This window comes from Mycobacterium marinum, from assembly GCF_003391395.1.
Classification (GTDB): domain Bacteria; phylum Actinomycetota; class Actinomycetes; order Mycobacteriales; family Mycobacteriaceae; genus Mycobacterium; species Mycobacterium marinum.
In genome coordinates this window covers 3,632,658-3,659,179 of record NZ_CP024190.1, presented here as the reverse complement: position 1 = coordinate 3,659,179, position 26,522 = coordinate 3,632,658, and the positions used below count along the sequence as shown (strand labels likewise).

The following is a 26,522-nucleotide window of genomic DNA, read 5'->3' as shown; positions in this document are numbered from 1 at the left end:
CCATCGCGGAACTGTTTGCCGCGCAGGTTGCTCGCGTTCCCGAGTCGGCGGCGGTCCACGACGACCTGGAGATGCTGACCTACCGCGAACTCGATGATCGGGCAACCGATTTGGCCCGCGGTTTGGCCGCTCGTGGGGCAGGTCCGGAAGCCATTGTTGCGGTGGCTTTGCCCCGCTCGGCTCGGTTGGTGGTTGCGTTGCTGGCGATCGCCAAAACCGGTGCTGCGTACCTGCCGATCGACCCGAACTATCCCAGCGAGCGCAGCGCCTACATTCTCACCGACGCCGCTCCCGAACTGCTGATCACTGACACCCCCACCGCCCCAACATTGCCCGACACGGGTGTCGCTGTACTGATCCTCGACACCAGCGAGGTTGCGCACCATGGCGCCGAGACCGGGATCGAGGCCACCCCCGCGCACCGCGACCGGGACTGCCCGCAGCCAGGACCGGACAACCTGGCCTACATCATGTACACCTCCGGATCCACCGGACACCCCAAAGCCGTTGCCATCACCCATCACAACGTGATTAATATGGCGGTGTTGTGCGGCTGGCTGCAAGGAGCTGCGCAGGGCCGGGTCGCGATGGCCGCGTCGCCAGGGTTTGACGCCTCGGTGCTTGAGGTGTGGCCGGCGCTACTCAGGGGCAATGCTCTGGTGGTGTGGGCGGGCCAAATGGACGTGGCGGCCCTACGGTGGCTCATCACCGACCGCGGCGTGACATCTATGTTCGTGCCGACCGCATTGTTGCATCAGTTGGCGGACGAAACCCCGGACTGCCTTGAGCAGATGGATCACCTGGTCACCGGCGGTGATGTGCTGTCGCCGGTGGCAGTCGGCAAGGTGCTGGTCGCCCATCCACAGCTGACCATTGTCAACGCCTATGGGCCTACCGAGGGCACCGTTGCCGCGACGATGTATCCGATTACTGCCGCGGATGGACTCGATGGCGGGTCGGTGCCGATTGGTGGCCCGTTGGGCAATGTGCGGGTGTTTGTGTTGGATGCGGGGTTGTGTCCGGTGCCGGTGGGGGTGGCTGGTGAGTTGTATGTTGCCGGTGCGCAGGTGGCGCGGGGGTATCGGGGTCGGGTGGGGTTGACCGCGCAGCGGTTTGTGGCGTGTCCGTTCGGGCCTGCTGGGTCGCGGATGTATCGCAGCGGGGATTTGGTGCGCTGGAACAGCTCGGGGGTGTTGGAGTTTGTGGGCCGCGCCGATGATCAGGTCAAGATCCGCGGGTTTCGGATTGAACCGGGTGAGGTCGAGGCGGTGCTGGCGGCTCATCCGCGGGTGGCTCAGGCAGCAGTCGCCGCCTACAGCACCTCGGGTGGTCTTGAGGGCATCAGCGACAAGCAGTTGGTGGGCTACATCGTGCCCGATCGGGAGGTGACGCTCGCGCGCGACGCGGCGCGAGAGGCCGGGCTGGTGCAGCAGTGGGCACAGGTGTATGGCGGGGTGTATTCGGGGTTGGCGTCGCAGGTGCCGGCGGTGTTGGGGGAGGATTTCCGGGGCTGGGTTAGCAGTTATACGGGGGCGCCGATCCCGTTGGATCAGATGGGTGAATGGCGTGCGGCCGCGGTGGAGCGGATCGTGGGGTTGAGTCCGGGGCGGGTCTTGGAGATCGGTGTCGGTACGGGGTTGTTGCTTGCCCAGCTTGCCCCCGACTGTGTGGAGTATTGGGGTACCGACTTTTCTGCGTCGACGATTGAGATGTTGCAGGCGGCGGTGGTGTCGCGGCCGTGGGGTGATCGGGTGCGGTTACGGGTGCAGCCCGCCGATAGCGCCGAGGGGTTGCCGGCGGGCCATTTCGACGTGGTGGTGCTCAACTCGGTGATCCAGTACTTCCCGAGCGCGGGGTATCTGCTTGATGTGCTGGCGGTGGCGATGCGGTTGTTGGCGCCGGGCGGGGCGTTGTTTATCGGTGATGTGCGCAATCTGGGGTTGTTGAGGGCGTTTACCACCAAGGTGCTGTGCACCGGCACCGCCGGGGCCAACGATGCTGCCGCGGTGATGCGTGAGCGGGTGCGTAGGGAGATGCTTGCCGAGCAAGAACTGTTGTTGGCGCCGGAATTCTTTTCCGCCCTGCCGCAGTATCTGCCCGATATCGCGGCGGTGGACATACAGCTCAAGCGGATGCAGGCGGTCAACGAGCTCAGCTGTTACCGCTATGAGGTGGTGCTGCGTAAAGGGCCGGTAGGGGTTCGGTCGTTGGCGGGTCTTTCGGCCTTGCCGTGGCAACGGTTTGGCGGTCCGGCTGCGCTGGGTGAGTATTTGCAGGAGCACCGCCCGGCGGGGTTGCGGGTTAGCGGGATACCCCACGAGGCGGTATGGCCGGATGTGGCGATGGCTCACGCGCTGGCCCAGGCCGGTGACCGCGTGCTGGTCAGCCAGATAGGTGCAGACCTTTCCCCGTCGGATGCGGTGTTGCCACATCACTTGCATCAGCTTGGGCGAGAAGCCGGATACAGCGTCGCGGTGACCTTCTCCTCGACTCCCGGTCTGATGGACGTGTTGCTCGTCGATTCGCTTGATGCTCAACCGCTGCCCGCGTTGTCGGATCTGTATCTGTCCGGCGCGCCGATCGGTTCTTTGGCCGGTTACGTCAATGACCCCTCGGCGATCGAGTTGGCCAACGAGGTGCGTCGGTGGGTGGGGGAGCGGTTGCCGGAGTACATGGTGCCGGCGGCGGTGATGGTGGTGGAGGGGTTGCCGTTGACGGCGAACGGCAAGCTGGATCGGCGCGCGCTGCCGGCCCCGCAGTTCACCAGCACGGCGGCCTACCGCGGACCGCGTGATCAGCGTGAAGCGGTGTTGGCGGGCTTGTTCGCCGAGGTCCTCGGCGTCGCTCAGGTGGGCATTGATGACCGGTTTTTCGACCTCGGTGGACACTCACTATCGGTCACCCGGCTCGTCGCCCGGATCCGCGCCGAACTCAACGTCGAAGTCCCCATCCGGGCGGTGTTCAACGCCCCCACCGTCGCTGAACTCGCCCAATGGATTTCGGTGCATGGCGGTGCGCGGGTGCGTGCGGCGTTGGTGGCGCGGGAGCGTCCGGCGCGGTTGCCGTTGTCCTATGCCCAGACTCGGTTGTGGTTCCTGCATAAATATGAGGGTCCGTCGGCGACCTACAACATTCCGTTGGCGGTGCGGTTGACCGGCGAGATCGATGCTGCGGCGCTGTGCGCGGCGATTGTTGATGTGGTGGCCCGCCATGAAAGTCTGCGCACCCTGTTCACCGAAACCGACGGCATCGCCTGCCAACAGGTCCTGCCGGCCGAAGACCTCGACGTGCCGGTGACCGTCACCGAAGTGACCTCTGACGAGTTGATCACGGCGGCCGCCGACACCGTGGGGTATCGGTTCGATCTGGCCACCGAAATCCCGATCCGGGCCCAGCTATTGCAGGTGTCGAGCACTGAGCATGTTTTGGTGGTGGTGGTTCATCATATCGCCGCCGATGGGGCTTCGATGGTGCCGTTAGCCCGCGATGTGGCCACCGCCTACACCGCGCGTCTTGTTGGGCGGGCCCCGGATTGGGCGCCGCTGGCGGTGCAGTACGCCGATTACACGTTGTGGCAACACGAGGTCCTGGGTAGTGAGGACGATCCCGACAGCGTCTTGTCCCAGCAGTTCGACTACTGGCGTGCCGAGTTGGCTGATGCGCCCAAACACATTGTGTTGCCGACGGATCGGCCCCGCCCCCCACAACAATCATTCCGCGGCGACCAGGTCGCGTTGAACATCGACGCGGGACTGCGGACACGTATCGAGGCGTTGGCCCGTCAGAGCGGCACCACCCCGTCGATGGTGCTGCAAGCCGCGTTGATGGTGCTGCTGCACAAACTCGGAGCCGGTGACGACTTGACGATCGGCGGGCCGATCGCCGGACGTACCGATGATGCGCTCAACGATCTGATCGGGTTTTTCGTCAACACCTGGGTGTTGCGGGTCAACACCTCCGGCAACCCGAGCTTCGGTGAACTACTCGAACAGGTCCGCGATAAAGCGTTGGCCGCCTACGAGAACCAAGACGCCCCGTTCGAGCGGCTGGTGGAACTGCTCAACCCATCACGCTCCACCGCGCATCACCCCCTGTTCCAAATATCATTCGCGTTCCAAAACGATCTTCCCGCCATCGATTTCCCGGGGCTGGGCATCGAAATACTGAACCCACCCACCCACACCGCCAGATTCGACCTGGCCATCGTTTTGGTCGATCTGCCCTCACCCACCAAAGATCCCCAACCACTCGCCGGGACCATCGAATACGCCACCGACCTGTTTGACCGCGACACCATCGAAAAGTTCGCCACCTCCTACCTCCACATCCTCGACATCGTCACCACCAACCCCCAACAACAGATCGATCTGGTCGAGATCATCGATCCTGTCGAACGTCAACGGCTGCTGGTCGAGTGCAACGACACCGCCACCGCAATCCCCGAAACCACCATCGCGGAACTGTTTGCCGCGCAGGTTGCTCGCGTTCCCGAGTCGGCGGCGGTCCACGACGACCTGGAGACGCTGACCTACCGCGAACTCGATGTTCGGGCATCCGATTTGGCCCGCGGTTTGGCCGCTCGTGGGGCAGGTCCGGAAGCCATTGTTGCGGTGGCTTTGCCCCGCTCGGCTCGGTTGGTGGTTGCGTTGCTGGCGATCGCGAAAACCGGTGCTGCGTACCTGCCGATCGACCCGAACTATCCCAGCGAGCGCAGCGCCTACATTCTCAGCGACGCCGCTCCCGAACTGCTGATCACTGACACCCCCACCGCCCCAACATTGCCCGACACGGGTGTCGCTGTACTGATCCTCGACACCACCCTCGACACCAGCCCCGACACCACCGAGGTCTCCGACCGCGGGATCGAGGCCACCCCCGGGTACTGCTACCAGGACAGCCTGGGGCCAGGACCGGACAACCTGGCCTACATCATGTACACCTCCGGATCCACCGGACACCCCAAACCCGTGGCCATCACCCACCGCAACGTGGTGGCATTGTTTACCGGTTTCGGGTGGTGGCGTGGTTTGACCGACACCGATGTGTGGGCGTGGTGTCATTCGCCGGCGTTCGATGTCTCGGTGTGGGAGTTGTGGGGAGCGCTGCTGCACGGAGCCCAGGCTGTGGTGGTGCCGTGGGAGGTGGTGCGATCACCGCGAGAACTGTGGCAGCTTGTGGTCGATGAGCGCATCACGGTGCTCAGTCAGACGCCGTCGGCGTTTTATGAATTGATCCGTGTGCAGCGCGAACTTCCGGCTAGCGCAGAGAGTTCCGCATTGCGGATGGTGGTTTTCGGTGGGGAGGCGCTAGACCCGTCTCGGTTACGGGGTTGGTATCCGGGGCAGGGTGAGCAGGCGCCGGCCTTGATCAACATGTACGGGATCACCGAAACGACGGTGCATACCACGTATCTGGAGCTCACCAGCGAGGACGCCGAAGGCGGCGTCTCCCCGATTGGTGGCCCGTTGGGCAATGTGCGGGTGTTTGTGTTGGATGCGGGGTTGTGTCCGGTGCCGGTGGGGGTGGCTGGTGAGTTGTATGTTGCCGGTGCGCAGGTGGCGCGGGGGTATCGGGGTCGGGTGGGGTTGACCGCGCAGCGGTTTGTGGCGTGTCCGTTCGGGCCTGCTGGGTCGCGGATGTATCGCAGCGGGGATTTGGTGCGCTGGAACAGCTCGGGGGTGTTGGAGTTTGTGGGCCGCGCCGATGATCAGGTCAAGATCCGCGGGTTTCGGATTGAACCGGGTGAGGTCGAGGCGGTGCTGGCGGCTCATCCGCGGGTGGCTCAGGCAGCAGTCGCCGCCTACAGCACCTCGGGTGGTCTTGAGGGCATCAGCGACAAGCAGTTGGTGGGCTACATCGTGGCCGAGTCAGTAACCGACGCCGGCCCCGAGATCGCATCCGGCGCAGCCGATGAGTATGCCGAGTTGGCTGTTGAGGTGCGTCGGTGGGTGGGGGAGCGGTTGCCGGAGTACATGGTGCCGGCGGCGGTGATGGTGGTGGAGGGGTTGCCGTTGACGGCGAACGGGAAACTGGATCGGCGGGGGTTGCCGGCTCCGCAGTTTAGTGGTGCGGCGGTGTATCGGGGGCCGCGTGATGAGCGTGAAGCGGTGTTGGCGGGGTTGTTTGCTGAGGTCCTCGGGGTTACTCAGGTGGGCATTGATGACCGGTTTTTCGATCTGGGTGGGCATTCGCTGTCGGTGACGCGGTTGGTGGCGCGGATCCGCGCGGAGCTCAACGTTGAGGTTCCGATCCGGGCGGTGTTTAACGCTCCTACCGTTGCCGAGCTAGCCGAATGGATTTCGGTGCATGGCGGTGCGCGGGTGCGTGCGGCGTTGGTGGCGCGGGAGCGTCCGGCGCGGTTGCCGTTGTCCTATGCCCAGACTCGGTTGTGGTTCCTGCATAAATATGAGGGTCCGTCGGCGACCTACAACATTCCGTTGGCGGTGCGGTTGACCGGCGAGATCGATGCTGCGGCGCTGTGCGCGGCGATTGTTGATGTGGTGGCCCGCCATGAAAGTCTGCGCACCCTGTTCACCGAAACCGACGGCATCGCCTGCCAACAGGTCCTGCTGGCCGAAGACCTCGACGTGCCGGTGACCGTCACCGAAGTGACCTCTGACGAGTTGATCACGGCGGCCGCCGACACCGTGGGGTATCGGTTCGATCTGGCCACCGAAATCCCGATCCGGGCCCAGCTATTGCAGGTGTCGAGCACTGAGCATGTTTTGGTGGTGGTGGTTCATCATATCGCCGCCGATGGGGCTTCGATGGTGCCGTTAGCCCGGGATGTGGCCACCGCCTACACCGCGCGTCTTGTTGGGCGGGCCCCGGATTGGGCGCCGCTGGCGGTGCAGTACGCCGATTACACGTTGTGGCAACACGAGGTCCTGGGTAGTGAGGACGATCCCGACAGCGTCTTGTCCCAGCAGTTCGACTACTGGCGTGCCGAGTTGGCTGATGCGCCCAAACATATTGTGTTGCCGACGGATCGGCCCCGCCCCCCACAACAATCATTCCGCGGCGACCAGGTCGCGTTGAACATCGACGCGGGACTGCGGACACGTATCGAGGCGTTGGCCCGTCAGAGCGGCACGACCCCGTCGATGGTGCTGCAAGCCGCGTTGATGGTGCTGCTGCACAAACTCGGAGCCGGTGACGACTTGACGATCGGCGGGCCGATCGCCGGACGTACCGATGATGCGCTCAACGATCTGATCGGGTTTTTCGTCAACACCTGGGTGTTGCGGGTCAACACCTCCGGCAACCCGAGCTTCGGTGAACTACTCGAACAGGTCCGCGATAAAGCGTTGGCCGCCTACGAGAACCAAGACGCCCCGTTCGAGCGGCTGGTGGAACTGCTCAACCCATCACGCTCCACCGCGCATCACCCCCTGTTCCAAATATCATTCGCGTTCCAAAACGATCTTCCCGCCATCGATTTCCCGGGGCTGGGCATCGAAGTGCTGTCCGCGCCCACCCACACCGCCAAGTTTGATCTGTTCATCAATCTGGTCGATCTGCCCTCGCCCACCAAAGATCCCCAACCACTCGCCGGGACCATCGAATACGCCACCGACCTGTTTGACCGCGGCACCATCGAAAAGTTCGCCACCTCCTACCTCCACATCCTCGACATCGTCACGACCGACCCCCAACAACGGGTCGATCTGGTCGAGATCATCGATCCTGTCGAACGTCAACGGCTGCTGGTCGAGTGCAATGACACCGCCACCGCTATCCCCGAAACCACCATCGCGGAACTGTTTGGCGCGCAGGTTGCTCGCGTTCCCGAGTCGGCGGCGGTCCACGATGATCTGGAGACGCTGACCTACCGCGAACTCGATGTTCGGGCATCCGATTTGGCCCGTGGTTTGGCCGCTCGTGGGGCAGGTCCGGAAGTTATTGTTGCGGTGGCTTTGCCCCGCTCGGCTCGGTTGGTGGTTGCGTTGCTGGCGATCGCGAAAACCGGTGCTGCGTACCTGCCGATCGACCCGAACTATCCCAGCGAGCGCAGCGCCTACATTCTCAGCGACGCCGCTCCCCAATTGCTGATCACTGACACCCCCACCGCCCCAACATTGCCCGACACGGGTGTCGCTGTGCTGATCCTCGACACCACCCTCGACACCACCGAGGTCTCCGACCGCGGGATCGAGGCCACCCCCGGGTACTGCTACCAGGACAGCCTGGGGCCAGGACCGGACAACCTGGCCTACATCATGTACACCTCCGGATCCACCGGACACCCCAAACCCGTGGCCATCACCCACCGCAACGTGGTGGCATTGTTTACCGGTTTCGGGTGGTGGCGTGGTTTGACCGACACCGATGTGTGGGCGTGGTGTCATTCGCCGGCGTTCGACTTCTCGGTGTGGGAGTTGTGGGGAGCGCTGCTGCACGGAGCCCAGGCTGTGGTGGTGCCGTGGGAGGTGGTGCGATCACCGCGAGAACTGTGGCAGCTTGTGGTCGATGAGCGCATCACGGTGCTCAGTCAGACGCCGTCGGCGTTTTATGAATTGATCCGTGTGCAGCGCGAACTTCCGGCTAGCGCAGAGAGTTCCGCATTGCGGATGGTGGTTTTCGGTGGGGAGGCGCTAGACCCGTCTCGGTTACGGGGTTGGTATCCGGGGCAGGGTGAGCAGGCGCCGGCCTTGATCAACATGTACGGGATCACCGAAACGACGGTGCATACCACGTATCTGGAGCTCACCAGCGAGGACGCCGAGCGCGGCGTCTCCCCGATTGGTGGCCCGTTGGGCAATGTGCGGGTGTTTGTGTTGGATGCGGGGTTGTGTCCGGTGCCGGTGGGGGTGGCTGGTGAGTTGTATGTTGCCGGTGCGCAGGTGGCGCGGGGGTATCGGGGTCGGGTGGGGTTGACCGCGCAGCGGTTTGTGGCGTGTCCGTTCGGGCCTGCTGGGTCGCGGATGTATCGCAGCGGGGATTTGGTGCGCTGGAACAGCTCGGGGGTGTTGGAGTTTGTGGGCCGCGCCGATGATCAGGTCAAGATCCGCGGGTTTCGGATTGAACCGGGTGAGGTCGAGGCGGTGCTGGCGGCTCATCCGCGGGTGGCTCAGGCAGCAGTCGCCGCCTACAGCACCTCGGGTGGTCTTGAGGGCATCAGCGACAAGCAGTTGGTGGGCTACATCGTGGCCGAGTCAGTAACCGACGCCGGCCCCGAGATCGCATCCGGCGCAGCCGATGAGTATGCCGAGTTGGCTGTTGAGGTGCGTCGGTGGGTGGGGGAGCGGTTGCCGGAGTACATGGTGCCGGCGGCGGTGATGGTGGTGGAGGGGTTGCCGTTGACGGCGAACGGCAAGCTGGATCGGCGCGCGCTGCCGGCCCCGCAGTTCACCAGCACGGCGGCCTACCGCGGACCGCGTGATCAGCGTGAAGCGGTGTTGGCGGGCTTGTTCGCCGAGGTCCTCGGCGTCGCTCAGGTGGGCATTGATGACCGGTTTTTCGACCTCGGTGGACACTCACTATCGGTCACCCGGCTCGTCGCCCGGATCCGCGCCGAACTCAACGTCGAAGTCCCCATCCGGGCGGTGTTTAACGCCCCCACCGTCGCTGAACTCGCCCAATGGATTTCGGTGCATGGCGGTGCGCGGGTGCGTGCGGCGTTGGTGGCGCGGGAGCGTCCGGCGCGGTTGCCGTTGTCCTATGCCCAGACTCGGTTGTGGTTCCTGCATAAATATGAGGGTCCGTCGGCGACCTACAACATTCCGTTGGCGGTGCGGTTGACCGGCGAGATCGATGCTGTGGCGCTGTGCGCGGCGATCGTTGATGTGGTGGCCCGCCATGAGAGTCTGCGCACCCTGTTCACTGAGAGCGACGGTATTCCGTGCCAGCAGGTCTTGGCTGTCGAGGATGTTGATGTGCCGGTGGTGGTGACCGAGGTGGCTGCGCAGGGGTTGGCTGCGGCGGCGATCGATGCTGTGGGGTATCGGCTCGATTTGGCCACCGAAATCCCGATCCGGGCCGAGTTGTTGCGGGTGTCGCCCACCGAGCATGTGTTGGTGGTGATGATTCATCATATCGCCGCCGATGGGGCTTCGTTGGTGCCGTTAGCCCGCGATGTGGCCACCGCCTACACCGCGCGTCTTGTTGGGCGGGCCCCGGATTGGGCGCCGCTGGCGGTGCAGTACGCCGATTACACTCTGTGGCAACAAGAGGTCCTGGGCAGCGAGGACGATCCCGACAGCGTCTTGTCCCACCAATTCGCTTATTGGCGCGCCGAACTGGCTGATGCACCCAAACACATTGCGCTGCCCACCGATCGACCCCGCCCCCCACAACAATCATTCCGCGGCGACCAGGTCGCGTTGAACATCGACGCGGGACTGCGGACACGTATCGAGGCGTTGGCCCGCCAGAGCGGCACCACCACCTCGATGGTGCTGCAAGCCGCGTTGATGGTGCTGCTGCACAAACTCGGAGCCGGTGACGACTTGACGATCGGCGGGCCGATCGCCGGACGTACCGATGATGCGCTCAACGATCTGATCGGGTTTTTCGTCAACACCTGGGTGTTGCGGGTCAACACCTCCGGCAACCCGAGCTTCGGTGAACTACTCGAACAGGTCCGCGATAAAGCGTTGGCCGCCTACGAGAACCAAGACGCCCCGTTCGAGCGGCTGGTGGAACTGCTCAACCCGTCACGCTCCACCGCGCATCACCCCCTGTTCCAAGTATCGTTCGCGTTCCAAAACAACCCCCTTCCCGCCATCGATTTCCCCGGGCTGGGCATCGAAGTGCTGTCCGCACCCACCCACACCGCCAAGTTTGATCTGTTCATCAATCTGGTCGATCTGCCCTCGCCCACCAAAGACCCCCAACCACTCGCCGGGACCATCGAATACGCCACCGACCTGTTTGACCGCGACACCATCGAAAAGTTCGCCACCTCCTACCTCCACATCCTCGACATCGTCACCACCAACCCCCAACAACGGATCGATCTGATCGAGATCATCGACCCTGCCGAACGTCAACGGCTGCTGGTCGAGTGCAATGACACCGCCACCGCCATACCCGAAACCACCATCGCCGAACTGTTTAGCGCCCAAGCCACCCGCACACCCGACGCCCCCGCTCTCCACGACGACCACCAAACACTGACCTATCGCGAGTTGGCTGCGCGGGTCAACCGTTTGGCCAGGTTCCTCATTGCTGCCGGTGTGGGACCGGAGGCGGTGGTGGGGTTGGCGATACGTCGCAGCATTGAGTTGGTGGTGGGGATGTATGCAGTCGTGCAGGCCGGTGCGACGTTCGTGCCGATTGACCCGAACCAGCCCAGCCAACGCAACGGGTATGTGATCAAAACCGCTGATCCGGTGTGCGTGCTAACCACATCCGGTGATCGTTTTGATGCAGCGGTCGGTGCGCGCGTGATCGAGATCGATCAGGTTGATGTCTCAGGGTTTTCGGCCGATCCCATCACCGATGCCGATCGGGTGAGGTCATTGCGCCCGGACAATACCGCCTATGTGATGTTCACGTCGGGCTCCACGGGCCAACCCAAGGGTGTGGCTGTTAGCCACGCCGCCATCGTCAATCACGTGCTGTGGATGCGCGCTCACTATGCAGTCGGACCCAAAGATGTGTATCTGCAGAAGACAGCCGCAACGTTCGACGTGTCGCTGTGGGGTTATTTTGTGCCACTGATCTCAGGTGCCCAAATCATGCTGGCCGCCCCGAATGAGCAGGGGAACCCCCAATATCTAGCGAAAACGATACATTCGCGCGGGGTCACGCTGACCGACTTCGTGCCATCAATGCTGTCGGTGTTTTGCGCCTCAGCACCCCACGATGCGTTGGTATCACTGCGCGATGTGTTCGTGATCGGCGAAGCGCTACCACCAACAACAGCACAAGCATTCACCACCGTATGCGATGCAGCACTGCACAATGCGTACGGGCCAACCGAGGCGGTGACAACCACCACCTGGAGGACCAGCCCCTCTGATGTTCACAGTGTGCCGATCGGTGCTCCGCAGTGGAACTGTCAGGTGTTTGTGTTGGATGCGGGGTTGTGTCCGGTGCCGGTGGGGGTGGCTGGTGAAGCGTATATCGCCGGTGCGCAGCTAGCACAGGGGTATCGGGGTCGGGGGGGGTTGACCGCGGAGCGGTTTGTGGCGTGTCCGTTCGGGCCTGCTGGGTCGCGGATGTATCGCAGCGGGGATTTGGTGCGCTGGAACAGCTCAGGGGTGTTGGAGTTTGTGGGCCGCGCCGATGATCAGGTCAAGATCCGCGGGTTCCGCGTTGAACCAGGTGAAATTGCAGCGGTGCTAGCGGCTCATCCGCGGGTGGCCCAGGCAGCGGTCAGCACCCATACCACCACCACCGATACCGGTGGGGGCATCGGCGAGAAGCAGTTGGTGGGTTATATCGTGCCCGATCGGGAGGTGACGCTCGCGCGCGAGGCACCGCGAGAGGCCGGGCTGGTGCAGCAGTGGGGACAGGTGTGGGGCGGGGTGTATTCGGGGTTGACGTCGCAGGTGCCGGCGGTGTTGGGGGAGGACTTCCGGAGCTGGGTTAGCAGTTATACGGGGGCGCCGATCCCGCTGGAACAGATGGGTGAATGGCGTGCGGCCGCGGTGGAGCGGATCGTGGGGTTGAGTCCGGGGCGGGTCTTGGAGATCGGTGTCGGTACGGGGTTGTTGCTTGCCCAGCTTGCCCCCGACTGTGTGGAGTATTGGGGTACCGACTTTTCTGCGTCGACGATTGAGATGTTGCAGGCGGCGGTGGCGTCGCGGCCGTGGGGTGATCGGGTGCGGTTACGGGTGCAGCCTGCCGATAGCGCCGAGGGGTTGCCGGCGGGCCATTTCGACGTGGTGGTGCTCAACTCGGTGATCCAGTACTTCCCGAGCGCGGGGTATCTGCTTGATGTGCTGGCGGTGGCGATGCGGTTGTTGGCGCCGGGCGGGGCGTTGTTTATCGGTGATGTGCGCAGTCTGGGGTTGTTGAGGGCGTTTACCACCAAGGTGCTGTGCACCGGCACCGCCGGGGCCAACGATGCTGCCGCGGTGATGCGTGAGCGGGTGCGTAGGGAGATGCTTGCCGAGCAAGAACTGTTGTTGGCGCCGGAATTCTTTTCCGCCCTGCCGCAGTATCTGCCCGATATCGCGGCGGTGGACATACAGCTCAAGCGGATGCAGGCGGTCAACGAGCTCAGCTGTTACCGCTATGAGGTGGTGCTGCGTAAAGGGCCGGTAGGGGTTCGGTCGTTGGCGGGTCTTTCGGCCTTGCCGTGGCAACGGTTTGGCGGTCCGGCTGCGCTGGGTGAGTATTTGCAGGAGCACCGCCCGGCGGGGTTGCGGGTTAGCGGGATACCCCACGAGGCGGTATGGCCGGATGTGGCGATGGCTCACGCGCTGGCCCAGGCCGGTGACCGCGTGCTGGTCAGCCAGATAGGTGCAGACCTTTCCCCGTCGGATGCGGTGTTGCCACATCACTTGCATCAGCTTGGGCGAGAAGCCGGATACAGCGTCGCGGTGACCTTCTCCTCGACTCCCGGTCTGATGGACGTGTTGCTCGTCGATTCGCTTGATGCTCAACCGCTGCCCGCGTTGTCGGATCTGTATCTGTCCGGCGCGCCGATCGGTTCTTTGGCCGGTTACGTCAATGACCCCTCGGCGATCGAGTTGGCCAACGAGGTGCGTCGGTGGGTGGGGGAGCGGTTGCCGGAGTACATGGTGCCGGCGGCGGTGATGGTGGTGGAGGGGTTGCCGTTGACGGCGAACGGCAAGCTGGATCGGCGCGCGCTGCCGGCCCCGCAGTTCACCAGCACGGCGGCCTACCGCGGACCGCGTGATCAGCGTGAAGCGGTGTTGGCGGGCTTGTTCGCCGAGGTACTCGGCGTCGCTCAGGTGGGCATCGATGACAGGTTTTTCGATCTGGGTGGGCATTCGCTGTCGGTGACGCGGTTGGTGGCGCGGATCCGCGCGGAGCTCAACGTTGAGGTTCCCATCCCAGCGGTGTTCAACGCTCCTACCGTTGCCGAGCTAGCCGAATGGCTCTCCCAAGGATGCGAATCCGAATTTGTGGACCCGTTTGCGATGGTATTGCCAATTCGCCTGAGTGGAACTAGACCACCGATTTGGTGCCCCTCTGCGGCATTCGGACTGAGCTGGTCTTATCGTGGGCTCCTCGACCACGTCGATGACCGGCCGATCTACGGACTTCAGGCATGGAATTTTTATCACACGGCAGAGTTCACCGCATCGGTGCGCACCATGGTGAATGACTACCTTGAGCGAATATTAGATATCCAGAAAGAGGGTCCGTTCTTCCTGTTGGGTTGGTCCTTTGGGGGGGTCGTGGCCCATGCAATAGCGGCAGAGCTCCAGAACCGCGGACACGAAGTCGCACTGTTGGCACTGATCGCCTCCGCACCGGCAAATGAGAATACCCGGGTAGCGCTATCTGAATCCGAGGTCGCCTCTGAAAGTGGTTTTCACAGTGCGCTGGAGGCCTGGGCCAAAGAGCGTGATGAAAATATTTCGGTCGATAGTCCTGAATATAAATTATTCGCGGAAACGCTTGCTGTGATGACGAAGAATACAATAGAAATATTGAACGACTTTGTATCGCCAATTTATGAAGGCCCTGCTGTATTGTTCATACCCACGATCGACGAGAAGTGGTCGAGGGAGCAATATCTGGAGGAATGGTCACCTCACTTGAAGGGAAATGTTTCTGCACACTACATTGAAGGCGAACATGCCGGCATGGATCTGCCCGGGCCAATGGCTATGATCGGCCGGATTCTAGATCAGATGCTAAAAGCATGAATCCGATAGAACCGTCGCCATGACTGTGTCGTGCGGCACTACGACGAAGGGGAAATCCGCTCAGGTAGCCTCATTTGATGCCAGCCGGGCCACGCGGGGGGTACTGAGATCGTCACCGTTCTGAAACGAGCGTGGTTGCCGCTGGTGTTGGCGGTGGTGTTTGCCGTCGGTGGTTTCGCGGTGTCGCGGGTTCGCGGGATGTTCGGCTCGCAGCAGCTGCCGACCTACGCTGATAGCACGCCCGCGGGTAACGTCAGCAGCTCGGGCCCCAAGCGCGTGCGATACGAGATCTTCGGCGCACCAGGCACCATCGCCGACATCAACTACATGGACCCGGCCGGCGAAGCTCAGCAGCTCAACGACGTCGCACTGCCCTGGTCGATTGAGGTCGAAACGGACGCACCGTCGATGGTGGCCAACATCATCGCGCAGGGAAACAGCGATTTCCTCGGCTGCCGTATCTCGTCTGACGGCGAGGTCAAGGATGAACGGACCTCCAGTGCCGTGAGTGCATACGTGTATTGCATTGCGAAGTCCGCGTGATCACCCGGGTGTTTCGCCCATCGTCGCGAGAGGTGCGCACCGAGCCCGCATTGCTGGCGCGCTGGATCCGTCGCCTGGCGATCCCGATCATGTTGGGTTGGCTGGCGATCATCGTCCTCATCAACATCCTGGTTCCTTCGCTTCAACAAGTCGCGGCCGATAACTCGGTGTCGATGAATCCCGCCGGCGCCCCGTCACTGCAGGCGATAAAGGAGATGGGCCGGGTGTTCGGCGAGTCCAGGTCCGACAGCGTCGCGCTGATCCTCCTCGAGGGTCGACAACCGCTGGGGGCCGATGCTCACGAGTACTACGACGACCTGGTGACGCGACTGCGGGCCGACACCGCCCACGTCCAGAATGTCCAGGACTTCTGGGGTGATCCGCTGACCGAAGGCAGCGCTCAGAGCCCGGACGGCAAGGCCGCCTACCTTCAGCTGTATCTCTCCGGGAACATCGGCGACACACTGGCCAACGAGTCGGTCGGGGCGGTGTGGGCGGCTGTGGATGCGCGCCCGCCGCCGCCCGGTGTGAAGGTGTATGTCACCGGTCCGGCGGCACTGCAGGCGGACCTGATCCACTCTGCTGAACGCACGGTCAGAACGATCAAGATTGCTACGTTCACGGTGATCATCGTGCTGATGTTGTTCTTCTTCCGGTCGGTCCCAACCGTTCTGGTGCTGCTCGGTGTGGTCGGTATTCAGCTGTCGGCGGCGACCGGTGTCGCCGCCGTGATCGGCTATCTTGGGGTCGTCGAGCTGTCAACGTTCGCGGTCAACCTCGTGGTCGCCATGGCTATCGCGACCGGGACCGACTACGCGATCTTTTTGATCGGCCGCTACCAGGAAGCGCGCGCCGCGGGGGTCGACCGCGAATCGGCGTACTACGAGATGTGGCACGGCACTGCGCACGTTGTGTTGGCTTCGGGGCTGACGATCGCCGGCGCCGCGTTGTGTATGAGCCTGACCCGAATGCCGTATTTGCAGAGCCTCGGCGTGCCGACCGCAGTAGCCATGCTGGTGGCCTTGAGTGTTGCGTTGACCCTGGGCCCGGCTGCGGTCACCGTCGCCAGTCGGTTCGGCCTGCTGGAGCCCAAGCGCGCCATACGAATTCGCTTCTGGCGGCGCATCGGAACCGCGGTGGTGCGGTGGCCCGCACCGATTCTGCTCGCGTCACTGGCGGCGGCCCTGGTCGGACTGATAGCACTGCCGTTCTACCAACCCAGCTACAACGATCGCCGATACATCCCCGGCGATATTGAGGCCAATGCGGGCTATGCGGCCGCCGAGCAGCACTTCTCGGCGGCCCGGATGAATCCTGAGGTTCTGCTGGTTGAGGCCGACCACGACCTGCGCAACCCGGCTGACTTCCTGGTGATCGACAAGCTCGCCAAAGCCATTTTCCGCGTGCCAGGTGTTGCGCGGGTGCAGGCGATCACCCGGCCGGATGGTGCACCGATCCAGCACACCTCGATACCCTTCATGATGAGTATGCAGGGCGTCGGTCTACAACAGAACATGAAGTTGATGTTTGACCGCATCGACGATATGAAAGCTCAGGCCGAGTCGTTGGGCAACACGGTGGCGATCATGAAGCGGATGCAGGCTTCGATGTCCCGAATGGCCGGAGTGGGCGACGGTCTCGTCGTCGACATGGATGACATGCAGACCGCCGTTCGCGACGCGCGGGACAGTCTGGCGGATTTCGAGGATTTCTTCCGACCGATCCGCAACTACTTCCACTGGGAGCCGCACTGCTTCGACATCCCGGTGTGCTGGGCTCTGCGGTCGGTGTCCGATTCCGTCGACGGGATCGACGCGATGACCGACCAGATGGATCGGATGATCAAGGGTATGACCGACTTGAACGCCCTGATACCGGAGATGATCGCGCAGTTCCCCCCCATGATCGCAACCATGGAGAGCATGCAGCAGATGATGCTGACGATGCACAGCACCATGTCCGGCATGTACCGCCAGATGGACGAATTGAGCCACGGCGCAGCCGAAATGGGTAAGGCTTTCGACGCGGCGCGCAACGACGACTCCTTCTACCTGCCGTCTGAGGTCTTCGACAATCCCGACTTCCGGCGCGCGATGGATCTGTTCATCTCGCCGGACGGCAAGTCATTGCGGATGATCATCTCGCACCGCGGTGATCCGGCGTCGGCAGAAGGGATATCGCGGGTGGATCCGATCAAATTGGCGGCGATCGAGGCGCTCAAGGGAACCCCGCTGGAGAATGCCAAGGTGTCACTGGGCGGAACTGCCTCGGTTTACCACGACCTGTCGGAAGGTACTCGATACGATCTTGTAATCGCGGTGATCGCCACGGTCTGCCTGATTTTCGCGATCATGCTGTTGATCACGAGGAGTCTGGTCGCCGCGATGGTGATCGTGGGCACGGTGCTGCTATCGCTGGGCGCATCCGTTGGACTCTCGGTTCTACTGTGGCAGTACATCGTGGGTCTGCCGCTGCAGTGGATGGTGATGTCGATGGCTGTCATCATCCTGTTGGCGGTCGGCGCGGACTACAACCTGATGATGGTGGCCAGGTTCAAAGAGGAGATGCCGGCCGGGCTGAAGACGGGGATCATCCGCGCGATGGGTGGAGCAGGCAGTGTAGTGACGGCGGCAGGTCTGGTATTCGCCTTTACGATGACTTCGATGGTGGTCAGTGATCTGCGCACCATCGGTCAGATCGGGACGTTCATCGGGCTCGGCCTGCTGTTTGACACGCTGATCGTGCGGTCGTTCATGGTGCCCTCCATCGCGGCGCTGCTCGGCCGGTGGTTCTGGTGGCCGATCAATGTACGGACCCGACCCGCTCGGGCACGGCCGGTGCGGCCGCAAGCCTGATCCGATAATGGAGGCCGAATCATATGGCGGACTGGCTAGTTCGATAATCGACCCATAGGTGCACCGCACCCCGATTGACCCCTCTGTGCGAACGCGTAGTGGTGTCCATGTCGTCAGGGATTACCGGAAAAAGCTCGGTGAGATACCGAACACGGATACAATGTGCCGAGGAAGCTTGCATAACGCCAACTACGACACACACATCAGCCGAACCGGACCGGCCACTCGGCGCTGGATAGTCTGAACGCAATTTTCGAGTTGAAGTAGCGAGAAATAGGGGATGGAAGCACCGTGAGCGTCAATCCATTCGACGACGAGAACGGCACCTTCTTCGTCTTGGTTAACGACGAGGAGCAACACAGCCTGTGGCCGGCATTCGCTGAGGTACCGGCGGGCTGGCGGGTGGTCTTCGGTGAGGCAGCGCGCGCTGCGTGTCTGGACTACGTGGAACAGAACTGGCCCGATATCCGGCCGAAGAGTCTGCGCGAGAGGTTAGCTCAGGACCGGCCCGTTGAAGCGTAGGTCATCGGGTCCGCGCCGGTCGGATGGACATTGGTGAGCGCGCCCTTCCGCTGACGCGGGGCGGCTGGATATTTGGCTTGCGCATCTACACGACGATCCTTGACCCGCGGCGCGTGCGCCTTGACCGCGCCCGCCGCGGTCAGCACCTCGCGCTCCTGGTGATAGCCGTTGCGCACCACCAGGCGGTGGCCGTCTCGTCGAGTTGGTCGGCGAACCGGGCCGCGTAGGCGGCGACCTCGGCCTGCAGTGCGGCGGTCAGCATCGGCCGAGCACCGTCGCGGACGATCTCATCGAGCAACGACCGATGATCGGCGGCCGTGTCGTTGGCCTCCGCGGCATCGTGAACTACGGTGAGCACGGGCGTAACTTCCCAACCAGCGCGCCAACGCCGGTCTTGATCAGAGTTTCTGGACTTTCAGGTCATCCACGGGAAGGCGCGCCCACTTTCACGCCCCCTCGCCAAAGCTCATGTCCGGTAGCCCTGGCGCATTGGTGCGCCGTGGCTGGCCAGGTCCTCCCAACCGGTTTCCCATCCCGTCTGCCCGAGCTTCAAATAACCAGGCGTCATCAAGGGGTCACTTACGTTCGCCTGTCCGGCCTTCCCCTCCCGGTCGCTCCTCCGGATGGAAACGGAGGCCTTTAGGTTCCTTCCCTGGGCTTCGCACCAGGCAGGACCAGTCGACGCACGTCGGAGCGGGGATCGGTCACGAACACCAACCGAGAACTACGCGACCGGCACCACCGACCTCCTACTCACGAGTTCACTCACACACGCGACATCGCTTCGCACGCACAGGTTCTGATCATTGCTCATGGCATCGCCCAGGGCGACCATTGCTGATTTCTGTAGACATGTTGAAGCGCGAATGCCGGAATTACTGCGACGTCAGCGGTTTCCGGCGCACGCTGTCGAAAATAGCTGGCCTGAACCCGATTGGGATCCATGGCTTATGAGAGCCTTGCAGCGGCCCACGCTGTGGGCAGGAAGGCTCGACAAGATCATGGCAACGGGGAAGCGGCATAGCACCTGAAGGTGACCCGTTTGGTGGTCCAGTCGCTATGCGGCTTGGGTTGGTGGGTCGTGGTCAATTGTAGGGCGAATTGAGTGGGGGTGAGTTGGCCGTGGGCAGAGTTGGGTCTTGCTCGACTCGACCTCCCGCCGGTAACTTCGCCAGCGCCCACCCACACCAACCGACGCGAACACATCGACAAAAGGTCCGCCAGGCCCCTAACCAGAAGAACACCGTCGCTGATGTCCTGCGCAATGGTCGGATTTCTAGAAATTCGCACCCAGGCTGATTCGGTTTACAGTGTATCGGAAACAATTGCGCTGCAATCGTTTTGGTGGATTATTCGCGCTGACGTGCGTGTGCGGCGTGTGGGCCGGTCGAGCCGAATTCGCCGCGCGATACGCGCTCCCACAGCCTTCCGGAAATCAGCTGGCGAAAAGGAGGGGGTGATGTTCTCGAGGTCTTCGTGCGTGCCGACGAAACCGGCATAGAAGCCCAAGCCACACATCATCGCGATGATCAGCTCCACCAACGACTCCACGGGGGTGTCGCTGGCGGGAGCGATTTCGCCGCGCTGGATCGCTTCGTTGATCATCCGAGCGAGGAACGCGCGGGTGTTCCTCACCGCGTCGTGCTCATCTTGATACAACTCGGGGTGACCCCGCGACTCCAGTATTGAGGTGATCAGAAACGTCGCCGCCGAGCGGTCCTGGGCGAACCACGTCATCGCGCCCTCGACGATGGCGTCTAGCTGTTCTGTGAACGTATTGGCTTCGAACACCTTCTGAGCACTTTCACGAACGACTGTTGCGTTGGTCTGCGCAACTACCTCGCGATAGAGCAGGCGTTTGCTCTTGAAGTAGTGATTGATGGCCGGCCGCGTGAGATCTGCTCGAATTGCGATTTCCTGAAAAGTGGCGGCGTCGTAACCAACTTCGCTGAAGACTTCACGCGCCGCCCGGATGATGCGTTCACGCGTCTCTCCAGCTTTCGCTGCGCGGGGCCGCCCGGGCCCCCTCGAAACCGTGGTGATCTCCTTCCTGAACTCAACGGGCCTATGAAACTGGGCAAGGTGTGTTGGCGACGGGGCCGGTGGAAGCCGGCCTATGGGTGTGGTTGTCGGGCGACGCAGCCCTGAGCGGGGTTGGGCCTGGTGGCCAAGTTCGGCTCGCACCGAGTGCGCACGAGTCGTTCTGTCCGGCTGTTGCGATGGGCGCGGCGATGATCCTCGGATTTGCTGGGGTCATTTATTGTCGGGATTTTCCTGGTCGCAGGCCGGTGAATGCCACATCGTCGATGGCGCGGGCGATGAGGTCCTCGTCGAATGCGTCATCGGTGACGAGGACGGTGAGGGCGCTGGTGGTAACGGCACCAAACAGCGCGATGGCTGCAGCCCTCGGGTTGTCGACAGCGACCAGGGAGCCGTCGGCGGCCCCCGCGCGAAGCAGGGCCTCGACGGGTTCTAGGTAGGCGGCGCTGATCATGTCGGCGATGACCGGTATGCGCGCGGCGCGACCGAGCTCTCCGATCAGCGCGCGGCAAACGGCGGGGCGCTGCGCCATCATCTGAAGCTGTGCGGTGATCACGCCGTGGAGGCGGTCGATGCCGGTGCCCTCTGCGCCCACGATGGTGCTCACCTCGTCGGTCAGTTGGTGTAGGACGTCTTCCAGCAGGAACGTCAGGATGTCTTCTTTACCCGCGAAGTAGTAGTACAGGGTGGCTTTAGCGATGCCGGTGGCGGCGGCGACGTCTTCGATCTTGGTGTCGTTGAGGCCGCGCTCGGCGAACAGAGCGGCGGCGGCGGGAAGCCGTTCGGCTATCTGGGCAGGGACCTCGCGCATTGACTTCCTATTCATTGAGTTTAGACTCCTAGTATAGACTATAGTCCTGTATTCGAGGTATGGAGTTGCCGATGCCACAGGTGCAGATTCGTTACGACCCGTTCGACCCCGACATCATCGACGACCCCTATCCCACCTACCGGCTGCTGCGAGACGAGGCCCCGGTGTATCGCGCCGCAGGCGCCAACACCTGGGTGCTCAGTCGGCACCGCGACGTGACGAATGCGCTGTTGGATCACCACGGCTACTCCTCGGTCGACGGCGTGTTCCCGACCCCACCGGGATCGGATTTCATCGACTCGTTTCTGCCCATGATGATTCTGATGGACCCGCCCCGCCACGATCAGCTACGCGCGTTGGTGAGCAAAGCATTCACCCCGCGGCGCATCGGCGCCCTCAACGACACCGTCGAGAATCTCGCCGACCACTTGTGCCACCAGCTCGACGGCTCCGGTAGGGCCGACTTTGTGCAAGATTTCGCCGGTGTCTTGCCGGCGATCGTCATCGCTGATCTGCTCGGCGTGCCCCGCGAGGACCGCGAACAGTTCCGGGGCTGGTCGGCTGCCCTGGTCCAGTCCAACCCCATCCGCGGCGACACCGGTGCAGGCCTGGCCGCCGCCGCGGCGGTGTATGCCTATTTCGCCGACTTCCTCGCCGAACGCCGCCGCAGGCCGCGCGAAGACCTGATGTCGGCACTGGTGCGCGCCGAGATCGACGGCAAGCAGCTCACCGACGACGAGCTGCTCGGGTTTTGCCTGCTGCTGCTCATCGCCGGCCACGAGACCACCAGCAACCTGCTCGGCAACGCCGCGGTGGTGCTGGCCCACCACCGCGAAACCCGCCATCGGCTCGTTGGCGACCCCACACTGCTCGGCGCCGCCGTGGAAGAACTACTCCGCTACGACTCCCCCGCCCAAGGACTCGCCCGAACCCTAACCCACGACATCACACTGCACGACACGACAATGCGCCGCGGCGATACCGTTTTGCTGCTGTTCGGGTCAGCCAACCGCGACGAACGCGTGTTTGCCAACCCGGATGCGTTCGACATCGACCGCAAACCCGAACACCAAGTGGCATTCGGTCGCGGAGTCCACTTTTGCCTCGGCGCCGCCCTGGCCCGCATGGAGGCCCGCAGCGCCCTGCGGGCCTTCCTCGCGCGGGTGCCCGACTGGGACGTCGATGTTGATTCCGCCCAACGGCTACGATCCGGCCCCATCCGGGGCTATCTGTCGCTGCCCATCACCTGGTCGCCGATTAACCACGCTCAGACCGCAGTCAGCGCCCCCACTGATAAGCGCGCGCACACTGCGACAACCGAGTTCGCCTGCCACGGTCACCGCGCCCGCCCGGCAACGACCGAACCCCCGGACCTTCGAGGGGAATGACCGATGCCAATCATCGCACTGGTGATGGCCATCATCGCCCTGGCCGCACTGATGACCGCGGTCGTCACCGACACCGAACTCATCGCCTGGGTCTGCATCGGCGCGGGCGTGATCGGGTTGGTGCTGCTGGCCGCCGACATGCTACGCGCACGACAGCAGCGCGACACCCAACCGGCGGCGACAGAGGATGGGGTCCTCGCCTTCGACGCCGACTATCCTGACGATCGACCGGCGGCCGACGCGCCGATTCACTCCAGTGACAAAGAGGTCCAACGGGAAATCATGCGCGAAGAAAGGGTCCTGCACCCCGACACCGGTCCCCGTGACCCCGACATAACCCGGGAAGAGATGCGCGAAGCGATCCGCCACCGCCGCCGGCACTGACCGACACACCGCTCACCAGAAGAAGCCAACGAGGACACGATCGGGGAACGCCGGGAACCAGCCGGCGACCTGTCGACGGCTAACGCGCCGGTCGTTCTGTGTCTCATGAAAAGAGACACCCACCCCAGCACCACTTCGCCGACCTATCGGCCCAGGTCGCGATGTCTTGTTTCCTGTTTCACACCGCGCGTCTCATATCCTCGCTGTCGGTACCTCTAGCGAGACGGTCCATTTCATGACGCGATGGGCTATGCACGGGTCAGCACAGCTGGCCAAGACCTCGACGGCCAGCTCACCGCGCTCACCGGCGCCGGTGTGGACGCGGAACGCGTCTTCACCGACAAGCTCTGCGGATCGGCCAAAGGCTGAGGGGGACAACGGGTTTGCACCGGGTTTGGTGGTCCAGTCGCTATACGGCTTGGGGTTGGTGGGTCGTGGTCCACTGTAGGGCGAACTCGGTTGGGGTGAGTTCACCGTGGGCGGAGTGGGGTCTGTTGGCGTTGTAGTCGCAGCGCCAGTCTTCGATGATCACGCGGGCTTCCAGCAGCGAGTCGAAACGCCACGCGTTGAGCAGTTCGTCGCGTAGCCGGCCGTTGAACGACTCGATCCAGGCGTTCTGCCACGGCGAGCCGGGATCGATGAAGAGCGAACCGGCGCAGTTGAACCGGCACCAATCCTTGACGGCCCGGGCCACGAACTCGGGGCCGTTGTCGAAGCGCACGTAGGCCGGCGCGCCTCGCTGGCGGGCGAGGCGGTCCAAGACCCCGACGACGCCGTCGGCGTCGATGCAGCGATCGACGTTGATCGCCAGTGCTTCGCGGGTGAACTCGTCGATCACGTTCAACATCTTCACAATGCGGCCATCGGCGGTCGTGTCGAACTGGAAGTCCATCGCCCAGATGACGTTCGGACGAATCGGTGACATCGCGCCAACGGCGACACCAATGCCGGTCAGACGCTTCTTCTTGCGGCGCTGCGGGACCCGCAGGCTCTCCTCGCGCCACAGCCGGCGGATGCGCTTGTTGTTGACCTTCCAGCCGGCCCGCCGCGCCATCTTGGCTGCCCGTCGCCACCCCCAGCGAGGCCGGCCCGTGGAGAATCGGCGCAGCCAAACACGCAACTCGGCTTCCTCAGCGGTGACCGGTCGCGGCGTCAGGCGCATCGTAGAACGGTGGATGCCCACGACCGTGCAGGCTCGGCGCTCAGACACCCCGAACCGTTCGCGCAGCACCATCACGGCGCGGCGCTTGCGGTTCGGGGTCAGAAGTTTCCCGCCGAAATCTCCCGCAGCATGTCAATGTCGAGGGCCTGGTTGGCCACCAGCTTCTTCAACCGGGCGTTTTCCGCCTCGAGTTCTTTGAGCCGTTTGGCGTCGTTGGCTTTCATGCCGCCGTACTGGGCAAGCCAGCGATGCCACGTCGACTCAGCGATTTCCAGGTGTCGGCACACCTCGTTGAGTTCCTGGCCCGACGCAAGGAGTTTGTTGCCCTCGGCGAGCTTGCGAATGATCTGATCCGGCGTATGGCGCCGGCGCCTGTTCAATGCCATGTCGTCGCTGATTCTTCCTGCCCGAACACCGGGCAACAGAGCCGCACAACGACTGGACCATTACGACGGGCCCACCTCACACCGGCGATGACCTCATCGACGAACTCGACCGCATCGCCGCCCAGCGCGGCACCTACCCGGCCGTACTCTGATGCGACAACGGACCCGAATTAGCCTGTGCAGCAATGGCCGACTGGGCCAACGAACATGTCGGCCCGCACTTCATCCCACCCGGTGAGCCCTGGCGAAACGGCTACGTCGAATCATTCAACTCCCGCATCCGTGACGAATGCCTCAACATCAACAACTTCTGGTCCCTGCCCCAGGCTGGGTGGTCATCAGCGACTGGAAACACGACTACATCCGACACTGCCGCCGCTCAGCCCTGGGATACCAAGCCCCCGCCGACTACGCTGCCACCTGTAAACACCAATGAACGACTCTCGTTCGCCGTGGATCAATTCAATGGGGTCCGGTCACAGCGCTTACCGCGGCGATCCGGCGCGGCAGAACCGAGTGGTTCTCAATTTCCGCACGTCGGCATTCGATCGAGACTTTGATCGGCGCTTCGGAATCGGCGGCTTTTACCACCTCCGGCCTCGCAGGCCGGTTTGGGATGTATTTGAGCGCTTTCATGTCTGGTGTCTGCCATACTTTCTGCCTATGGCCTTCAGCCCCGCCCACCGCCTCCTCGCCCGCATGGGAAGCACCTCGATCTACAAGAGAGTTTGGCGGTACTGGTACCCGCTGATGACGCGCGGGCTCGGTGCCGACAAAATTGCATTCCTCAATTGGGCCTATGAGGAAGATCCGCCGATAGACCTGACGTTGGAGGTATCCGACGAGCCCAACCGAGACCACATCAACATGTACCACCGCACGGCCACCCACGTGGAGCTGAGCGGCAAGCGGGTCTTGGAGGTCAGTTGCGGCCACGGCGGCGGAGCCTCCTACCTCACGCGCACCCTGCATCCGGCCTCCTACACGGGGCTGGACTTGAACCGGGCCGGCATCAAGCTGTGCCAGCGACGACACAACCTCCCCGGTTTGGATTTCGTGCGGGGCGACGCCGAAAACCTGCCCTTCGAGGACGAATCCTTCGACGTGGTACTCAATGTCGAAGCCTCGCATTGCTACCCGCACTTTAGTCGTTTCCTCGCCGAGGTAGTGCGCGTCCTGCGCCCGGGAGGATACCTCCTGTACACCGACCTGCGCCCCAGCAATGAGATCGCCGAATGGGAGGCTGACCTGGCCGGCAGCCCGCTGCGGCAACTCTCGCAACGGGAAATCAATGCCGAGGTGGTGCGCGGTATCGAGAAGAATTCACACACGTCACGGGTGCTGGTCGATCGCAATCTGCCAGCCTTCCTGCGTTTCGCGGACCGCGCGGTAGGCAGGCAGCTGTCCCGCTACCTGGAAGGCGGGGAACTCTCGTACCGGATGTACTGCTTCACCAAGGATTTCGCGGCGTCCCGATGAACCCAGCTGAGCGCGAGTTCGGCATTGTCGTATACGGCGCCACCGGCTTCTCCGGTACGTTGACCGCCGAACGTGTCGCCCAGAGCGGGTCGGCGCACGGATGTCCCGGCCGGCCGCTCTAGCGAACGGCTGCGGGCTACGCGAGAGACGTTGTGCTCGA

At 63.2% G+C, this 26,522-nt stretch carries 11 protein-coding genes and 3 pseudogenes; 10 read left to right on the top strand and 4 right to left on the bottom strand.

The genetic code is table 11. The annotated features are described in order from the left end of the window. Window positions 1-71: 71 nt before the first annotated feature. The 4 genes from CCUG20998_RS28515 to CCUG20998_RS15265 all read left to right on the top strand — a co-directional run bounded on the left by CCUG20998_RS28515 (window position 72) and on the right by CCUG20998_RS15265 (window position 18,712). Complete coding sequence (locus CCUG20998_RS28515; RefSeq protein ID WP_479687394.1) at window positions 72-14,792, top strand: non-ribosomal peptide synthetase; 14,721 nt, start codon at window positions 72-74, stop codon at window positions 14,790-14,792. A 135-nt stretch (window positions 14,793-14,927) separates the two neighbouring features. Beyond that, a complete protein-coding gene (locus CCUG20998_RS15275; protein ID WP_020729374.1) occupies window positions 14,928-15,335 on the top strand; it encodes an MmpS family transport accessory protein in 408 nt (135 codons plus the stop codon). Further along, complete coding sequence (locus tag CCUG20998_RS15270) at window positions 15,332-18,190, top strand: MMPL/RND family transporter (RefSeq protein ID WP_012394845.1); 2,859 nt, start codon at window positions 15,332-15,334, stop codon at window positions 18,188-18,190. The genes CCUG20998_RS15275 and CCUG20998_RS15270 overlap by 4 nt, the downstream gene beginning before the upstream one ends. A 291-nt stretch (window positions 18,191-18,481) precedes the next feature. Next, window positions 18,482-18,712 (top strand): MbtH family protein, encoded by a 231-nt coding sequence (locus tag CCUG20998_RS15265; protein WP_012394844.1) that lies wholly within the window; start codon window positions 18,482-18,484, stop codon window positions 18,710-18,712. Window positions 18,713-18,792: 80 nt separating this feature from the next. On the opposite strand, the pseudogene CCUG20998_RS15260 reads toward CCUG20998_RS15265, so the two are convergent. From CCUG20998_RS15260 to CCUG20998_RS15250, 3 genes and pseudogenes are all read right to left on the bottom strand, one after another. Continuing rightward, a pseudogene (locus CCUG20998_RS15260) lies at window positions 18,793-19,070 on the bottom strand (IS256 family transposase); the annotation flags it as partial. Between the two features lie 947 nt (window positions 19,071-20,017). Continuing rightward, window positions 20,018-20,896, bottom strand: coding sequence for a TetR/AcrR family transcriptional regulator (locus CCUG20998_RS15255; RefSeq protein ID WP_319381973.1), 879 nt, complete (start codon window positions 20,894-20,896; stop codon window positions 20,018-20,020). Window positions 20,897-20,969: 73 nt separating this feature from the next. Beyond that, the gene (locus tag CCUG20998_RS15250; RefSeq protein WP_038582310.1) at window positions 20,970-21,563 is read right to left on the bottom strand and encodes a TetR/AcrR family transcriptional regulator; all 594 of its coding nucleotides are present in this window, start codon (window positions 21,561-21,563) and stop codon (window positions 20,970-20,972) included. Between the two features lie 71 nt (window positions 21,564-21,634). Between CCUG20998_RS15250 and CCUG20998_RS15245 the strand changes: the two genes are divergently transcribed. The 3 genes and pseudogenes from CCUG20998_RS15245 to CCUG20998_RS15235 form a co-directional block, all read left to right on the top strand. Beyond that, window positions 21,635-22,951 carry a cytochrome P450 gene (locus CCUG20998_RS15245; RefSeq protein ID WP_082220036.1) on the top strand — a complete coding sequence of 439 codons (1,317 nt, stop codon included), beginning with the start codon at window positions 21,635-21,637 and terminating at the stop codon, window positions 22,949-22,951. A 3-nt stretch (window positions 22,952-22,954) separates the two neighbouring features. Beyond that, window positions 22,955-23,335, top strand: coding sequence for a hypothetical protein (locus tag CCUG20998_RS15240; RefSeq protein ID WP_050674716.1), 381 nt, complete (start codon window positions 22,955-22,957; stop codon window positions 23,333-23,335). Between the two features lie 243 nt (window positions 23,336-23,578). Then, window positions 23,579-23,692: pseudogene (locus tag CCUG20998_RS15235) on the top strand (recombinase family protein); the annotation flags it as partial. Window positions 23,693-23,744: 52 nt separating this feature from the next. Here CCUG20998_RS15235 and CCUG20998_RS15230 read toward each other — a convergent pair. Beyond that, a protein-coding gene (locus tag CCUG20998_RS15230; RefSeq protein ID WP_099052738.1) for an IS3 family transposase occupies window positions 23,745-24,883 on the bottom strand; the annotation gives its coding sequence in 2 pieces (ribosomal slippage) (window positions 23,745-24,613 and window positions 24,613-24,883; 1,140 coding nt in all). 80 nt (window positions 24,884-24,963) lie between these two features. Between CCUG20998_RS15230 and CCUG20998_RS15225 the strand changes: the two are divergent. The 3 genes and pseudogenes from CCUG20998_RS15225 to CCUG20998_RS28950 all read left to right on the top strand — a co-directional run. Then, window positions 24,964-25,319: pseudogene (locus CCUG20998_RS15225) on the top strand (integrase core domain-containing protein); the annotation flags it as partial. A gap of 227 nt (window positions 25,320-25,546) precedes the next feature. After that, entirely contained in the window at window positions 25,547-26,362 is an 816-nt protein-coding gene (locus CCUG20998_RS15220; RefSeq protein ID WP_012394842.1) for a phthiotriol/phenolphthiotriol dimycocerosates methyltransferase, read from the top strand. After that, a complete protein-coding gene (locus tag CCUG20998_RS28950) occupies window positions 26,359-26,484 on the top strand; it encodes a hypothetical protein (RefSeq protein WP_020729368.1) in 126 nt (41 codons plus the stop codon). The genes CCUG20998_RS15220 and CCUG20998_RS28950 overlap by 4 nt, the downstream gene beginning before the upstream one ends. Window positions 26,485-26,522: the final 38 nt, after the last annotated feature.